Source organism: Pseudoalteromonas sp. SR44-2 (genome assembly GCF_014163745.1).
GTDB lineage: Bacteria > Pseudomonadota > Gammaproteobacteria > Enterobacterales > Alteromonadaceae > Pseudoalteromonas > Pseudoalteromonas distincta.
In genome coordinates this window covers 47,977-63,176 of sequence record NZ_JACJDW010000017.1, presented here as the reverse complement: position 1 = coordinate 63,176, position 15,200 = coordinate 47,977, and the positions used below count along the sequence as shown (strand labels likewise).

Below are 15,200 nucleotides of genomic sequence, written 5' to 3'. Positions count from 1 at the left end.
TTCAGGAAATAAAAAAGCAAAAACAGATAACCCAGCGCAAAATAGTAACGCTGTTTTTTAAGTTTAGTTGTTGTGATTAATGTTTTATTTAAAGGTAAAAGGTTCACATAGGTGTCTTTTAGGTAGGATAAAAGAATACGGGTCTTTAAAACTCAGATCAAATTAACTATCGCGTAAAATAGTAATAAAAACATGTAAAAGTTTCCTCAATAATTTTTATTAAACTCAGCTTCCTACAATAAACCATTGATTATTAGTTATTTATGCAATGGCCCGTTGTTTGCTTGTTATTAACAAAATTAACCCGCATAGGCTCAATAATGGAAATTGATTTACAGTGGAATGAAATCATCGATAACTTAATACATTTAGGTATTGCATACCTACTTGCGCTACCTATGGCTTACGACAGAGAGCGTAGCCATGATGGTGCAGGCCTTCGTACCTTTCCTCTTGTTGCGGTTGCATCGTGTGGGTATGCATTAATAGCTATGTCGGTTTTAGATGGCGCAGAAGCTCAATCTAAAATGTTACAAGGCATCATTACTGGCATTGGTTTTATAGGCGGTGGGGCTATTTTGAAAAATAACAAATCAACCTCCGGCACAGCAACCGCTGCAAGTATTTGGAATATGGGCTTAATTGGTATAGCCGTAGCCTACAGCCGTTACGAAATAGCCATTTTACTTGCCATTATTAATTTTATAACGCTAAGGTATGTAAAAAAGTTTAAGTGATAATTAGCTGTATTATTACAAGTAATGCGAGCAAATATTGGTCGCATTGCGTGTGTATAATCACTGGCAAAATATAAATACACGGTTTTAATTTGATACTATATAACATATAATAAATACAGTTTTAAATCACTCTATATAGCTCTCTTATGTCGCTACCTTCAACCGATAACCGCTTACATCATATTGATATATTACGAGGCACTATAATTTTATTTATGGTTATTGACCATGGTATGTATTATTGCCTTAATTACTCAGTTACCGATCCGATGACCATTCCAGGGACTGATCCCGTTACCTTTTTTACGCGTTTTGTTTCTCACTTTTGCGCACCACTCTTCGTATTCTTAGCAGGTCTATCTGCGGCTATAACAGAGCATAAATATGTATCCACTAAAGCATTTTCACAGAGCTTGATTATTCGTGGTTTAGTCCTAATTTTGTTTGAATTTACTATTGTTTCGTGGTCTTGGAGCTTTAACCCATTATATCCAATGCTATACGCACAAGTTATTTGGGCTATCGGCTGGGGCTTTGTGATTTTAGGACTGCTGCGTTTCCTTGGCATTTATGCCATTTTTGTAGCAGGCTTATTACTCGTGTTTGGGCATAATTTATTTGATGGCACAAGCTTTGAGCCTAATACATTTGCACATACTGCTTGGTCTATTGCACATCAAAAAAATGTACTTGATCTCCCATTTGATTTTCAAATTAGAACAACCTACCCAGTTGCCCCCATTGTTGGCTTAATGGCATTGGCATATTGCGCTGGTGTTTATTACAAAGCGCAACAATACAGTAAAAAAGTGATGAATCACGCATTATTATTAGGCGTTACTTGCCTTGCGCTTTATGGCGTTTTACGGGGATTTAACTTATACGGTGATATGTCACAGTTTGCTATAAATACAAGCTCATTACTCACTGTTATGTCGTTTCTAAACCCAACAAAGTATCCGCTTTCGCTGCAGTTTATGCTACTTACAGTAGGCCTTGGACTTATTTCTTTAAAAGCATTAAGTGGTTTAAAAACCGATTTTTCGCATAACTTTTTACAAGTACTGGGTAAAACAAGTATGTTTTCATACCTTGTGCATTTGTATTTATTACATGCTATTGCTTGGTTACTTATACCTATTCTTGGCTTTAATTTTAGCGATATGACCTACGCAGATACTCTCGTTGGTTTGCCTGAAGGTTATGGCATGAGTTACACAGCAACACTTTTATTTATAGCCGTTGTAATAGGGCTAACAACCCTACTCGCTAAGCGATACATTGTTTGGAAGCGAAGCCACAAACATAGCTTAATTGCTAAATATATATAAGTAAAAACACAAACCCCGCATAATATTTGCGGGGTTTTATGTCATTAACCAATACGTAAAACTTATAAAAAGCTATCACCACTTTGCTTTAGCGTAACAGTTTGTGCTTGAGCGCTTTTAATTAATAACCCACAACGCACATCGTTTTGTGAAATTACAATTTTATCAATTGTGCTTGTATCGTAATTTACTACTTTGTTCTCGCAGCGTAACTGGACTTTAGTTAGCGGCATTTGCGCTTCAAGCGCTACTTCACTTTTTGACAATAAAGGTAATACCGCCTGCTTAGGCAATAGCTCTATTTGTTGTTTTATATCGCCAGAACTTTTATAAATGTCATTAACTTGAGCTAATAACTGCTCCTTATTTTGCTGTGTAAAAGTGATGGATTCAATATTGCCTAACGCATCTATTGCGTCATAGGCACGTACATAATCTTGTTTTGATATAAACCATTGTAATGCATTTTTTATCACACGCTTTTGAATTTGATCTGGTAGGTTACCTCGAAATAAAAACGCTTCGTTGATGTGCTGATCAAAGCTCTTCCAATCTTGTACAAAATAGCTGTGCTGGCTTTTAAGCCATGCAAGCAAAACAATCTCAACCGTATTTTTCGTATGTTCGTTTTCTAACTCATCAATACGGCTTTTAGCTTCATCGTATTTCTTTTCATCGATTAACTTACTAGCTTGTTCATAATCATTAAAAAAGCCGCGAGACGCTTTGTCATTTGAAAAACCAGCATGTAAATTTTGCGAACTTACAGTAATAGTTTTTGCTACAGGTATAGTCTCGCCATTTAATTTTGCACTTTTGTAGTTGAGCTTAGACACGTAGTCCATTACTTCTCTTTGATACTTTTTTTGACCAGCTGTAGCTACAATTTCGATATCGCTCACTTGGCCGTTTTCATCAACAAGATAACTACTTAAATTAATTCCTTCTAATCGAGACGCACGCGGTGAGGTATTAGTAAGTTGATCGTAATTTTTATTAATCACCTCTGCAGGGACAAAGTCGTCAGCAAACGCAGGGAGTTGAGTAAAAGCAGAAGTAAAAGAAAGCGCTAATATGAGTTTTTTCATCGATTTTATCCATCCTAGATAGTGTTTATATAATAGAAACAAACGATCGATATAAAAGCAAGTGTAAATACAAAAAATTAGTTTATTTAATGAGCTTTACTTAGAAAGAACTTAATAGATAAATATATTTATGGCATTAAAAAAGGCGCTTAAAAAGCGCCTTGCTAACAAGTATGTGTGCTTAAAACATATCTTGATAGGAGTTTGTTGTGCTAAACGTAATTGCTTTTTCAAAGCCTGGTAACTGAATACTTTGCTCGTCTATTACAATGTCGTTGTCGTCAATAAGTCCGTCGCCAAAGCGATAAATAAGCTCATATTGGCCTAAATCTGCTTGCGTTTGATACGTTTTCTGCGAAGCGCTAACCACACTATTTTTCTGTGTGTAACTAGTCATAACATCATCGCCATGGCGCTTAGCAAGCATTTGCATTGTTACTTTTGGTGAAAGTACAGTCGCTGTTGCATTGTTTCCGCCAAAGCCTTTTGAATTTATAAAAGCAATATCCATATCAGCGCACTCGTAATGGCTATTACGAATATCAAGATGGTCGCTATAAACATCATCAGCCACTTTATCAATTGTGGTAATACCCGGCATAATATTATGGCTAAATATGCCTAACGCAATCGCTAACTGGTCACCGCTTGCAGGTGCAATAGTATGGCCAACATACGCTTTTGGCGCTGTTACTTTCCAGTTATCTATAGCAAACGTTTGCGCTACTTTATGATAAATCAAAGACTCTGTTACACGGTTTTGCGGTGTACTAGAACCATGGGCTAAAATAAAGCTACGTTCTTGCAGTGCTTCTTTACCTAATAAGCTGCTAGCAAGTGCGGCTGATTTTGCCATTGTAATATAGTTACCAGGTCCAGGTGATGTAATCGACTTTTTAACGCCATCTGCATTTACAAACACATCCGGTACGCTGCCCATAATATCAGCGCCCAACTCAAGGGCTAAAGCATCATCCATTAAAATAGCAACTTGCGCGCCTTCACCTAATGTAAAGCCACAGTTATCGCCAAATGGGCGGCTGCTATTACGGTAATCAGGTTCTTCATCATTTGATAAGTTATCTAAACGGCGCAAACCTTCAACGTTTGCAAGTGCGCTCATGTTACCAAAGCCTTCTACAACTTCTGGTGTAATAGCACACTCAACACTTGCGACAACCGCAACGCGTGTACGCCCTGCTTGTATGTCATTAACCGCTGCACGTAAATTATATAAAAACGTTGCACATGCGCCCGAGGTCGAAAACGTAGTCCCTACATTGCCCGTAACATAGGCATTAATAAAATCGGTAGACATTGTATTTAAGCCCAGTGCTAACTGCTTAGTGCTAACACGGTCGCCTTGTTGGCGCGCTTTTACTAAACCACCTAGGCCTTTGTCGTCCATTTGGCCAATTACCGATGCTGAATAGGTACCAATTTTATCTGGCTCTACGCTATTCATAATATGCTGCCAATCAAGCCCTGTTGATTTAATCGCATCTGTAGCTGCAAAAATAGTGGCTTGCAAACCACGAGGCTGATAGCGGCTGTTATACATAACTGATGGATCAAACCCAGTCGGAAATTGCCCAGCAGATTTAATTGGGTTATCGCGTGTTGAGTCGTGCTTTACGTCTAAGTCGGCTGCAATAGTTACTTTAACTTTTTTGCCTTCAAGCTCTTCAACCTGCCAGCTAGCTGGAACAGGTGCAGGTAAGTCGCGAGTACGCGTTTCAAACACAATTGCGTTATCGCTTGATGCGGTTAGTGTCATTTTTTGCTGCCACGGTGTGGCATCGGCATCAAAGTGTTCTTTTTCAATTTTACGAATAAGTGTACCAGCAATAATTTGCTCACCAAAGCGTGCTTCTATGTCGCTTTGCTCAACATTATTACCTTGTGTATCTTGTAATTGGCCGTTTACAACGCTTACTAGATTCATCAGTGTGGCGAGGCCTAAAAATGTTTCACTGCGATCTTGAGCATTTAAACTATCTAACACGATACGGCGATAACCTTGATGAAAAGAAGTACGGCCAGCGGCGTTAATGCCACCCATGCCTACTATAACGGGTAATGCTGTCATAATTTACCTTTTAGAAACGTGTTATAAGGAGAAGAGGCAGTTTAAATGGATTATGCACCACGCATTGTGCTTTAATAGCCAAATATTAAGCACAAAAGGCCAAAAGGTACTGGTCGGAGCATTTATATGACTGATAAACACACTAATCCACCTCTAAACATTGCTATAGCGGTATATCCGCATTTATTAGTGACTAGTTTAACGCTGCCTATAGAAATGCTAAGAGCCGGCGAGGCCTTTGCTAAAGGGCATCTTGATAAGCAAAGCTTTAGGCCACTTGCTATAAATTTAGTGGCTAAAAGTGCTGAATCTATACCCACCCGTGCAGGCCTTGCTATAAATCCTGATTGCATAACAACTAACGCGCCTTACAGCGATTTGATTATAGTGCCGGGTATTTGGCGGAACCCACGCCCAGTGGTGCGAACAAATCAAGAAATAGTTGATTGGCTGAGCGAAAGCTTTAGCGCAGGCAGCCATATAATTGGTGTCGGCACTGGCAACTGTTTATTAGCAGAGGCTGGCTTACTTGATGGCCACCCTGCTACCACCCATTGGCATTACGCCAAACAATTTAGCCATGACTACCCGCAGGTGCGCTTAAAGCCCGACTTTTTTATAACCCAATCAGAGCGCATGTATACCGTAGCAAGCCTTAATGCCCTTGCAGATGTGATCGTACATATTATCAGCCAGTACTACACAAAAGCCGCCGCGCAGCATGTAGAGCGTAATTTTTCGCACGAAATACGCAAACCCTATGAAGATCAACGCTACTTAGAAGGTGCAGTAGACCGCCACCCCGATGAGCTAATTGCGCAAATTCAGTTTTGGCTAAAAACAAATTTAGCCACCGAGTTAAACCTGCAAGAAGTCGCAGCTCAATTTAGCTTAAGCTATCGTACTTTTACCCGCCGTTTTAGAGCCGCCACTAATCAAAGCCCTATTGAGTATTGGCAACAATTACGCGTAGAAGGTGCGAAAGAGTTATTAGCATCATCAAATTTATCAATTCAAGAAGTGGCTTTAGAAGTTGGATATAACGACCAAGGGCATTTAACCCGCGTGTTTAAAAAAGTATTAAGCCAAACACCCAGTGGCTACAGAAAAGTAGTTAGACGAAAGTTATTTGGCTAATTATAGTGCTTGTTCGAATAGTACTAATTTCAATAGCACTAAAAAACGCCACTTTTAGTGGCGTTCTGATTCGTTAAATTCTTTTCGATAATAGCGCTTTTGATAGTTTTTTACTTTAGTGTGTACGCCTTTGCTTAAGCTTTTAAATTTAGCCTCAAGTACGTCTACACCATATAAAATACCGACCACCAGTACCGAGAGTTTTATTGCAGCACCAAGGTTTTCGGTCGCTATCATCACGCCTATTGATGCAAGCACCCAAATGGTTGCAGCAGAGGTTACGCCAACTACCGCACCATCTTTTGCGAGCATAACGCCTGCCCCTAAAAAGCCAATACCTGTAATTATTTGCCCAACTACACGAGAATGATCAATTACATCCCCCTGTAAATTAAACGCAGTGGATAAAAACAAATACGTGCCCAGCGTTATTAGAGCTGATGTACGAATTCCTACAGGTTTACCACGCAATTGGCGCTCTATTCCAATAATAGCACCACAAAAAGCCGCAGTACCAATAGCTGCCCACGAATACGGGGCTACATCAATTAAATCTAAAAAAGTCACTGTTAACCTTATATTTTATTAGCTATAGCCACCGCCGTTCTTAAACGTTGGCTACCAAACGCTGACATTTTACTAAAATCACTTCGTGCAATAGGTACATATTGGCAATCTATTGCGAGCTGTTTATCATTACCGGGCTCACAAAATGGGTCGTGAACATACACGCAGTGCTCATCAAGGTGCGTAACACACACCCAGTGTGGCGATTTTTTACCATCAAAACTGTATGTACTAATTAATAACAGCACACTAAAGCCTTTACTTAACCACTGCTCAATATGCTCAAGCTCTACATCTTTATACGTAAGCGGTATATTTGCCTGTGCAATACCATCTACAAATTGCTGATGCACGGTGGCAAGTACCACTTTTTTGTTTTCGTTGCGTACGCCATCTAAAAACAAAGGCTCTGTGGTATTAACCATTACTTCGCTTTTAAAACCACGCTTATTAGCCCCAAGCGCCAAGCCAAACGGATGGCAACCACCATGACCCGATGTCATAAAAATGGTGGTACCTTCACGCCAAAGTGCCAGCTCATGTGATTGAGTTAGCTCAGTTGTTGGCTCAAGTGCACCCATTGCCATTAATAGCGCAGCAGGTCCGCACGTAAACTCAGTAGTTTGCTGATACCACGGCGTTAAACGCGCCACTTTTAACTCACTCGTTTGTCGAATGTTTTTTTGCATTCGTAGTGCGTCACTGTGGTCATCGTAATAATCGCTATATTGACCAAACACTCTGTAACCTAAGCTTTTATAAAGCCCTATCGCACCTTCGTTATTTACAGCCACTTCTAAACGAAGGTAAATACGCCCTCGCTCATACGTTTCTTTTTCAAGGCTAGTAAGCAATGTCTTTGCAACGCCCTTACCTTGCATTGTGGGTTTTACAGCAAGCGAATATAAACGCGCTAAACGAGTCCCTTTATGGCACCACACTAATCCATATCCACATACTTGCTCGCCATTTTGGGCAACGAGTAAAATACCGTGTTTTGCACTAAGCCAGCGTTTTAAACTACGCGGACTTAATTTATCGTTATTAAAGCAAGCGTTTTCAACGTCGATCAGTGCATTTAAATCACTACTAAGCGCTTTTCGAATAACAAGGTTGCTCATGTTATTACCCACGGCCTCGTGCTTCTAAGCGTTGTTTAAACTCATCCATAATGATCATGTATAGCTCGTCGCCTAAATAGCCGTCTTCTACCTTGTGATCAATACTTGGGTTGTCGTTTACTTCAAGTACATATGCTTTGCCTTGATGCTCTTTAACATCTACGCCATATAACCCCCTACCCACTGTTTTACATGCTTTTAATGCTGCATCTAATACCGCTTTTGGTAACTCAAAGGTTGGTAATGTTTCAAAGCCACCAGAGAAAAAACGTTTAGCATCGTGGTTATAAATTTGCCAATGGTTACGCGCCATTAAATAGCGGCATGCATAAATTGCACGGCCGTTTAACACACCTACTCTCCAATCGTATTCGGTATACATGTACTCTTGTGCAAGCACTAATGCGCTATATTCAAACAGCTCTGTAAGCTTAGCGGCAAGCTCATCACGGTTTGAAACTTTAAACACACCTTTGGAGAACGACCCTTCAGGCATTTTTAAAACAAGTGGATATGTAAACGCTTCTTCTAATTGCTCAAGCGTTTCATTTGCTTGATCAGCCACTACAACCGTTTTTAAACTTGGCACTTTTTGATAATTAAATGCATCGTGTAAATACACCTTATTACAACAACGCAAAATAGACTCAGCATCATCAATAACCACTAAACCCAGGCTTTGCGCTTTGCTTGCAAGGCGATAGGTTGGGTGGTCAATCGCTGTAGTTTGGCGAATAAATAACGCATCAAACTGGGCAATGTTATCAATTTCGTCAAAGCTTAATGCTTGTGCATAAATACCGTGTTTAGCCGCTGCTTTAATAAAACGTGCAATGGCGTCTTTGTCACTCGGTGGTACTTTTTCGTTATGATCAACAAGTATTGCCATGTCCCATCTAAAACGACGTTGCACAGAACTAATACGCCACTGCGTTTTAGTAAAGTTATCTAGCTTGGCTACAAATTCGCTGTACTGCTGCTCGCTTAAAGACGACAAAGACCCTTGTTGCAATAATCCTTGTTCATCAACAAATAAAATAGGCGCTGGGTATTGTTTAAATACCGACTTTGCCGCTTTTGATTGTAAATCGTTTTGGGCATTACCAAAGTAAAGTGTGCCATCTATTTGGCCCACATTTAACATAGGAGCTTGGCCACTACGAAGAGCATTAATGGTTTTTACACTGGGTAAAACTTGGTGCTTGCGCGCCTCTGCGAGTAATGAGCAATAGTAACCTTTGCTCAAGTATTGGCTTGAGTCGCACAGATTAATAATGCGTGTTTTTGGTTCGTTATGTTTTGGGTAATCACGTAAGTAGGTATTAAACGTAATTACATTTTCGAACGATTGAGCAAGCGTTTGCTCGTTGTTATCAACCACAATTAAGGTTTTAAACACGACTTTTCCTAGTTAAGTCAAAATATAAAAAGCATGCTTAGTAAAATACTAAGCATTATAAATAGAAACACCCATCGTACTAAGTGGGCATTGCGCGAATCACTTAATATGATGGGTGCTTTAACAGGTACCTACTGTACGAGTTAGCGCTTAAATTGCTTAAGCGACATGTGCTTTATATGCCCTTTTTTAAAAACGCACAAACGAGATATTTTTAGCGTGAAGATGAAAAATATTGATTAACTAATAATGCAGATTAAAATACGCAAAACAACACCTTATGAGAGTTAAAAATGTCGCTGCCTGCTTGCCCAAAATGCCAATGTGAATATGTTTACGAAGACCAACAACTGCTTATTTGCCCCGAGTGCGCCCATGAGTGGAACCCTAATAATACTAGCGATGAAGACGCTATTTTAGTTAAAGATGCCAACGGCACATTACTTAATGATGGCGACAAAGTGACAGTAGCCAAAGATTTAAAAATTAAAGGCAGCTCGCAAGTAATCAAAATTGGCACCAAAGCGGTAGTTAGAAGAGTGCTTGATAAAAAAGATCACGAACTTGATTGTAAAGTAGATGGCATTGGCGAAATGATGGTAACTGCTAAGTTTGTAAAAAAAGCTACCTAAAATTGGATATTTAAAATATAGGATGTTAGATGAAAAATCATAAAAATAAATTCATCCAAGCCTTATGGTCTGTTATTGAAGCTTATTATTAGTGCGTGTAATAGATTTTGTTTAACTGCTATTAGTTGGTGTATATCTAAAGGTCCACCTACATTTAATAAGGCGAATTATCGCTTAGGTGTGTTTAAGCATTTAACCTCCTCACCTTAATGAGGAGGTATCTCTTGAACTGATCAGTTTACATTTCAGTTAAAGTGCTTTTTAAGCTTTGATTACCCAGTAAAGAAATCAAATACGTTACCAAGTGTTGATGATGAACCTTTATAAAATTCAGTAAAACTACATCGACTGCATGTCACAGCGGTGTACTTTTTATTTTGAACATCAAAAATTCTTGACCAAAAGCCACCCGAAACTCTTATTTCACCGGTATCAAATTCGTTATTATTACACTTAGAGCAAGACCAATTGTTATGTCTCATATTTCAACCTCCATATTATTTATGTACCGTATATTAAACACTTAAGGAACGTGTGTAGCAATTTTTTTAATAAACAAACTATAATTTAGTTCTTATATTGGTTAAGTTGGAATTTTGATAGATGTTTGGATGGCTTTTTAATAATTGCTTTTTATAATAATTAGTATGGGGGTCATACTAATTTCACTCAGGGATTACCTACTTGTTAGCTGTATATTGCGTTAGCAACAAAAATTTTCGTAAGTCTCGTTCTTGTCTCATTACGTGCAAAATATATACTTTATTGTTATCTTTTTTGTAAAATATACGACAAGGATTCACGACCAGTTCAAGATAATTTAGGTTAGCTAACTCAATTGGTTTTTTACCTGATTCAGGAAAGAGTTCGAGACGTTCAACTTTTTCAAATATTTTGGAAACCAATTTTTTCGCTGACTGCAAATTGCTTAATGCGATATATTCAGCGATATCGTTAAGATCATTCAAAGCTGGATTAGTCCAAATTATTTCAGCCATTTATTCATTTTATCTTTAGCTTCAAGATTCGACATGGTTTCACCACGACTTATTGCTTGCTCTCCTTTTGCAAGAGACTCAAGAATTTGCATACGCTTTTGCATAAATTCATAATCATCAACATCTACTAAGTATGCAGATGGTTGTCCATGTTCAGTTATCAACACAGGTTCTTTAGAGGAATGAAGTTCAGATAATATCTTCGTTGCTTGACGCTTCAATGTTGTGACTAGTTCTACTCTCATAATAATCCCCAAACAAATGTATCACTATAGTAGCACCGAGTAGCCAACTTGGGAAATACAACTAACGAGGCTGTATAACCACTAAAATCAATTAAAAAGGGAGCACCTAACGTCAACCCTGCTCATTTTTAAACTATTAGGTACTTCTCATTATATGCCTTTGTACAAATTGAAATACACACCACGTTACGCTATAAAAGCATAGCTGTAGGTTGGAGAAATGGTGAAGCCATGCCATCCGACAATTAATTTATGAATATAAATAAGCAATTATTACGTTGGTATGGCTCTGCCAGCAAACGCTTCTCTTAAAAAACCAAAGCTTTATAAGATCTCTACCACCACATATTCGTGGGCTTTACCTGCAATTGTTAACGTAATTTCATCATCAATCTGTTTATTTAATAACTGCTTACCCATTGGTGCGCCGGGTGTTACTACAGCTATTGCGTGCTCTTTAACATTTACCGTTAAACCACCAGCGGCTGGGCCTAAATAAAACCATTTTTGCGCTGCGTTATCATCTTCTAAACATACCAGCGAACCGATAGCTATTTTGTCGGTTGGTTTTTCGTTAAAAGCAGGCTCAAACAATTCTATGCTTTTATAGCAATCGTTTACGCGCTGGGCTTGGCCTTGTGCTAAATAAGCGGCTTCGAGCCCTAGGGTATCGTATTTGTTTTCGGCTATGTTTTCTTCATGTGTGGCGGTGTCGTGCGCGGTTTTTGCCGCTACTTTTGCTGTTGTAAGCTGCGCTTCTAGCGCAAAACGAAGATGTTCGATAACGTGGGTTTTATTCATGGGGATTAATACAATACAGGCAGTAAAAATAAGGCTACCAGTTTAACATTTTTGCGGGGCTTAAAACCATTGTTTTAAACCCCGCAAGGTTGGTTGGAATACTAGCCGGGTTTAAATAAACATTAAACAAGCAAAGAGCCGCTGGTTGGTGCAGCTCTTTGCTTGTGCTTTATTAAAAACCTTATGGCATATCTAATAATGTTTGCGTGTGGGCATCTACTTTAACTTCGTAGTTTTTAGCGCTTAAGCCTAATAGCTCCGGCAAGGTTGCCGCTATACAAATAGACGAGAACGTACCCACTACAATGCCAGTAAATAATGCAATAGCAAAGCCTTGCAGTGGTGCGCCTGCAAGTAACCAAACGCTCGCAACCGTTGCAAGTGTAGTACCCGACGTAATTAAGGTGCGCGTTAGTGTGCTTTTAATAGCATTATTAATAATGGTCGCTGGGCTAAGTACATTGTTTGATTGAACACGTAAAAGCTCACGTACTCTATCCCCTACTATTATTGAGTCGTTAAGTGAGTAACCAATAATAGCCAGTAAACTTGCCAGCACGGTTAGGTTAAATTCAATTTGTAATAGTGAAAATAACCCAAGAACGAGTATTAAATCGTGCACTAGCGCTACCACAGAGCCAACGGCTAATCGCCATTCAAAACGCACTGCAAGGTAAATCATTACCACAATCATTGCAGCAAACATTGCTAAACAGCCTTGATCAAATAACTCATCGCCCACTTGTGAGCCAATATAAGCTGACGATAATACCTGTGCGTTTATATAATCGTTTTGTGTAACGGCGCTTTGCCAATCAGGGCTATTAGCTGTTGTTGATGCACTTGGCGCTTCTCTTAATTGAAAATGACTATTACCTTGCGCGGTTAGCTCAAACTCACCGTTGTGATTTTTAGCAATAAACGATTGAAGCTCTTTTAGTTCAACACTTTGGCTGGTTGTAAACTCAGTTAAATAACCGCCGGTAAAATCTAGGCCAAAATTTAGACCTTTTTGCGTAAGCGTAAATACTGATAGCAGCACTAATATGGCGCTTAAAAGCATGCCCATAAAACGTAAACGTGTACCCGCCTCACCTTTCAAAAAATAATTAAGCATGTGCTTTTACTCCTGCTTTTTTACCCGTTTTTAAATACAACGTTTGGCTTAATATTTTTGATACGTACACACCTGTAAATACAGACGTTAAAAGCCCCAGTGCGAGTGTAATGGCAAAACCTTTAACGGGCCCATAGCCTATGCCGTATAAGATAAGTGCGGTGATCATGGTGGTTATATTGGCATCAAATATTGTATTTGCGGCTTGTTTATAACCCTCTTGAATAGCTTGATATGGTGCACGGCCTTGGCGACGTTCTTCTTTAATGCGTTCAAATATTATTACGTTAGTGTCTACCGCCATACCTATGGTTAGCACCAAGCCTGCAATACCCGGAAGCGTTAACACAACCCCTGGTAATAATGACATTAAGCCCACAAGCGACGTTAAATTTAATATAAGTGCCACGTTTGCAATAAGACCTAAACGGCGATACCAAAGCGCCATAAATGCAAGCGTAATACCCATGCCTAACATAAGCGCGGCTAAGCCATTACTAATATTTTCGCTGCCGAGGCTTGGCCCTATTGTTTGTTCGTGCACAATTGTAACGGGTGCTGTAAGCGAGCCTGCGCGTAGTAACAATGCCAGATCGGCTGCCGCTTGTTGGCTTTTCATATTGGTAATACTAAAACGCGAACTTAAATGCTGAGCAATATTGGCAACGTTAATAACTTCGCTTTTTTTAACTACTTCGCCTTTAGCATTTTGAGAATACTCAGAGTAAACCGTCGCCATTGGCTTACCAATATTGGCTTTTGAAAACGCCGACATTGCATCCCCTCCTTGGCCGTCTAGGCTTAGCTGTACCAATGGTTTACCCCAATCGTCGCGGCCTATGTTTGCATTATTAATATGGTCCCCTGTAAAAATTGGCACAGGATCGAGCTTTATGGTTCCGCCCGATTGCATATTAAATGTTTGCCCGCCAATTTCTTTTAATTGATAAAAACCAAGCGATGCTGTTGCACCAATAATACGCTTAGCTTCGGTTGGATCTTGCACGCCTGGTAGCTCTATACGAATGCGATGTTTGCCTTGTTGCTGTGTTACCGCTTCGGTAATGCCTAACTCTTCAATACGCGAACGAAGGGTTGTAAGTGTTTGCCCCATAACCTCTTTATCAAAGCTGCTGCGGCCTTGCTCTGAATAATTAAATTTGGCAGCTTTAACGCTGCCGTTATTGCTTGTTACAACGGCTAAATTAACAAATCGGCTTTGTAGCTCTTCAATAACGGGGGTTAACTTGTCGGTTGCATTAGGCAGTGCGTTTATTTCAAACCCATACTGTGTTTGCTGCGCTTTTACGCCATGTGCTTTTTGCTTAATAATGATTGATTTAGCTTGTTGATACGCACTGACTAATTGCTCATCAACGGCTTTATCTAAATCTACGTCTAGTACAAATAACACACCGCCATTTAAATCAAGGCCCAGCTTTATTGGTGATAAACCAAAATTTTGTAACCATGTAGGGCTGGTTGCATGCTCAACAATTTTTACTTGCGTGTTTGGGTATTGCGCTTTTATAGCCGCTTGCGCCTGTGCGCTTTTAGTTGGCTCGTTTAAAAGTACATTAATAGTTGATTGTTTATCTAAGCCTTGCTCAACCTCAAGTCCTTGGTTATTTAAAAAAGTAACTAGGGTTTTAGTGCTTGGTAAAGATTGTGTTTCGCTGTGCGGCGTATTACTTACGTGCAACCACGATTTATTTGGATATAGGTTTGGTAATGCGCTAATAGCTAATAAAACCAGTACTATTAGCATGGCTATATAGCTTAATTTGAACTTAGCCGTGGACGGCTTTTTATCTTTTTTAAAACTTAACATGTTGAATCCTTATTGCCAGCAAAGCTAGCAACGTACTTTCTAAAAGCACAATTAATCTGCAGGCTAAAACTTTAAAAGTTAAAACCTAATAAAATTAAATAAGG

15 protein-coding genes are annotated in these 15,200 nt (G+C 39.3%); 4 read left to right on the top strand and 11 right to left on the bottom strand.

All coding sequences use genetic code 11. From position 1 onward, the window contains the following. Positions 1-320: 320 nt before the first annotated feature. Together H5115_RS11905 and H5115_RS11900 are read left to right on the top strand one after the other, a co-directional pair. Complete coding sequence (locus H5115_RS11905; protein ID WP_002960738.1) at positions 321-737, top strand: MgtC/SapB family protein; 417 nt, start codon at positions 321-323, stop codon at positions 735-737. A 149-nt stretch (positions 738-886) separates the two neighbouring features. Beyond that, complete coding sequence (locus tag H5115_RS11900) at positions 887-2,071, top strand: DUF1624 domain-containing protein (RefSeq protein WP_182755457.1); 1,185 nt, start codon at positions 887-889, stop codon at positions 2,069-2,071. 62 nt (positions 2,072-2,133) lie between these two features. Here H5115_RS11900 and H5115_RS11895 read toward each other — a convergent pair whose 3' ends face one another. Together H5115_RS11895 and H5115_RS11890 are read right to left on the bottom strand one after the other, a co-directional pair. Then, positions 2,134-3,159 carry an energy transducer TonB gene (locus H5115_RS11895; protein ID WP_182755455.1) on the bottom strand — a complete coding sequence of 342 codons (1,026 nt, stop codon included), beginning with the start codon at positions 3,157-3,159 and terminating at the stop codon, positions 2,134-2,136. A 181-nt stretch (positions 3,160-3,340) separates the two neighbouring features. After that, positions 3,341-5,248 carry a beta-ketoacyl synthase gene (locus H5115_RS11890; RefSeq protein ID WP_182755453.1) on the bottom strand — a complete coding sequence of 636 codons (1,908 nt, stop codon included), beginning with the start codon at positions 5,246-5,248 and terminating at the stop codon, positions 3,341-3,343. 126 nt (positions 5,249-5,374) lie between these two features. On the opposite strand from H5115_RS11890, the gene H5115_RS11885 reads away from it, so the two are divergent. Continuing rightward, complete coding sequence (locus tag H5115_RS11885) at positions 5,375-6,385, top strand: GlxA family transcriptional regulator (RefSeq protein WP_138488986.1); 1,011 nt, start codon at positions 5,375-5,377, stop codon at positions 6,383-6,385. Positions 6,386-6,439: 54 nt separating this feature from the next. Here the strand turns inward: H5115_RS11885 and H5115_RS11880 are convergent, their stop codons facing one another. Genes H5115_RS11880 through H5115_RS11870 form a run of 3 tightly spaced genes read right to left on the bottom strand, consistent with a single transcriptional unit; the run spans position 6,440 to position 9,472 of the window. Next, positions 6,440-6,952 (bottom strand): MgtC/SapB family protein, encoded by a 513-nt coding sequence (locus H5115_RS11880; protein ID WP_002960746.1) that lies wholly within the window; start codon positions 6,950-6,952, stop codon positions 6,440-6,442. A gap of 8 nt (positions 6,953-6,960) precedes the next feature. After that, positions 6,961-8,073 carry a GNAT family N-acetyltransferase/peptidase C39 family protein gene (locus H5115_RS11875; RefSeq protein WP_182694986.1) on the bottom strand — a complete coding sequence of 371 codons (1,113 nt, stop codon included), beginning with the start codon at positions 8,071-8,073 and terminating at the stop codon, positions 6,961-6,963. 4 nt (positions 8,074-8,077) lie between these two features. Continuing rightward, complete coding sequence (locus H5115_RS11870) at positions 8,078-9,472, bottom strand: RimK family protein (protein ID WP_182681363.1); 1,395 nt, start codon at positions 9,470-9,472, stop codon at positions 8,078-8,080. A 293-nt stretch (positions 9,473-9,765) separates the two neighbouring features. Here H5115_RS11870 and H5115_RS11865 point away from each other — a divergent pair, with 293 nt between their 5' ends. After that, positions 9,766-10,104 (top strand): zinc ribbon domain-containing protein YjdM, encoded by a 339-nt coding sequence (locus tag H5115_RS11865; RefSeq protein ID WP_182755451.1) that lies wholly within the window; start codon positions 9,766-9,768, stop codon positions 10,102-10,104. A gap of 272 nt (positions 10,105-10,376) precedes the next feature. Here the strand turns inward: H5115_RS11865 and H5115_RS11860 are convergent, their stop codons facing one another. The 6 genes from H5115_RS11860 to secD all read right to left on the bottom strand — a co-directional run bounded on the left by H5115_RS11860 (position 10,377) and on the right by secD (position 15,096). Then, positions 10,377-10,586, bottom strand: a complete 210-nt coding sequence (locus tag H5115_RS11860; RefSeq protein WP_007582647.1) for a zinc ribbon domain-containing protein — start codon at positions 10,584-10,586, stop codon at positions 10,377-10,379. Between the two features lie 198 nt (positions 10,587-10,784). Next, positions 10,785-11,102: a type II toxin-antitoxin system RelE/ParE family toxin gene (locus H5115_RS11855; RefSeq protein WP_182755449.1), complete on the bottom strand. Its 318-nt coding sequence runs from the start codon at positions 11,100-11,102 to the stop codon at positions 10,785-10,787. Beyond that, positions 11,090-11,347 (bottom strand): type II toxin-antitoxin system Phd/YefM family antitoxin, encoded by a 258-nt coding sequence (locus H5115_RS11850; RefSeq protein ID WP_149614826.1) that lies wholly within the window; start codon positions 11,345-11,347, stop codon positions 11,090-11,092. The genes H5115_RS11855 and H5115_RS11850 overlap by 13 nt, the downstream gene beginning before the upstream one ends. Positions 11,348-11,671: 324 nt before the next feature. Further along, positions 11,672-12,148, bottom strand: a complete 477-nt coding sequence (locus H5115_RS11845) for a GreA/GreB family elongation factor (protein ID WP_101164031.1) — start codon at positions 12,146-12,148, stop codon at positions 11,672-11,674. A 181-nt stretch (positions 12,149-12,329) separates the two neighbouring features. Beyond that, positions 12,330-13,265 (bottom strand): protein translocase subunit SecF, encoded by a 936-nt coding sequence (gene secF / locus H5115_RS11840; protein WP_182755447.1) that lies wholly within the window; start codon positions 13,263-13,265, stop codon positions 12,330-12,332. Beyond that, a complete protein-coding gene (gene secD, locus H5115_RS11835; protein ID WP_182755444.1) occupies positions 13,258-15,096 on the bottom strand; it encodes a protein translocase subunit SecD in 1,839 nt (612 codons plus the stop codon). Before secD ends, secF begins: the two co-directional genes overlap by 8 nt. Positions 15,097-15,200: the final 104 nt, after the last annotated feature.

Bases quoted from the DNA above. Each gene is read 5' to 3' on its own strand.
- H5115_RS11845 (WP_101164031.1), bottom strand. From the start codon at position 12,148: ATGAATAAAACCCACGTTATCGAACATCTTCGTTTTGCGCTAGAAGCG.
- H5115_RS11895 (WP_182755455.1), bottom strand. From the start codon at position 3,159: ATGAAAAAACTCATATTAGCGCTTTCTTTTACTTCTGCTTTTACTCAA.
- H5115_RS11860 (WP_007582647.1), bottom strand. From the start codon at position 10,586: ATGAGACATAACAATTGGTCTTGCTCTAAGTGTAATAATAACGAATTT.
- H5115_RS11850 (WP_149614826.1), bottom strand. From the start codon at position 11,347: ATGAGAGTAGAACTAGTCACAACATTGAAGCGTCAAGCAACGAAGATA.
- H5115_RS11875 (WP_182694986.1), bottom strand. From the start codon at position 8,073: ATGAGCAACCTTGTTATTCGAAAAGCGCTTAGTAGTGATTTAAATGCA.
- H5115_RS11900 (WP_182755457.1), top strand. From the start codon at position 887: ATGTCGCTACCTTCAACCGATAACCGCTTACATCATATTGATATATTA.
- secF (WP_182755447.1), bottom strand. From the start codon at position 13,265: ATGCTTAATTATTTTTTGAAAGGTGAGGCGGGTACACGTTTACGTTTT.
- H5115_RS11905 (WP_002960738.1), top strand. From the start codon at position 321: ATGGAAATTGATTTACAGTGGAATGAAATCATCGATAACTTAATACAT.
- H5115_RS11885 (WP_138488986.1), top strand. From the start codon at position 5,375: ATGACTGATAAACACACTAATCCACCTCTAAACATTGCTATAGCGGTA.
- H5115_RS11855 (WP_182755449.1), bottom strand. From the start codon at position 11,102: ATGGCTGAAATAATTTGGACTAATCCAGCTTTGAATGATCTTAACGAT.
- H5115_RS11865 (WP_182755451.1), top strand. From the start codon at position 9,766: ATGTCGCTGCCTGCTTGCCCAAAATGCCAATGTGAATATGTTTACGAA.
- secD (WP_182755444.1), bottom strand. From the start codon at position 15,096: ATGTTAAGTTTTAAAAAAGATAAAAAGCCGTCCACGGCTAAGTTCAAA.
- H5115_RS11890 (WP_182755453.1), bottom strand. From the start codon at position 5,248: ATGACAGCATTACCCGTTATAGTAGGCATGGGTGGCATTAACGCCGCT.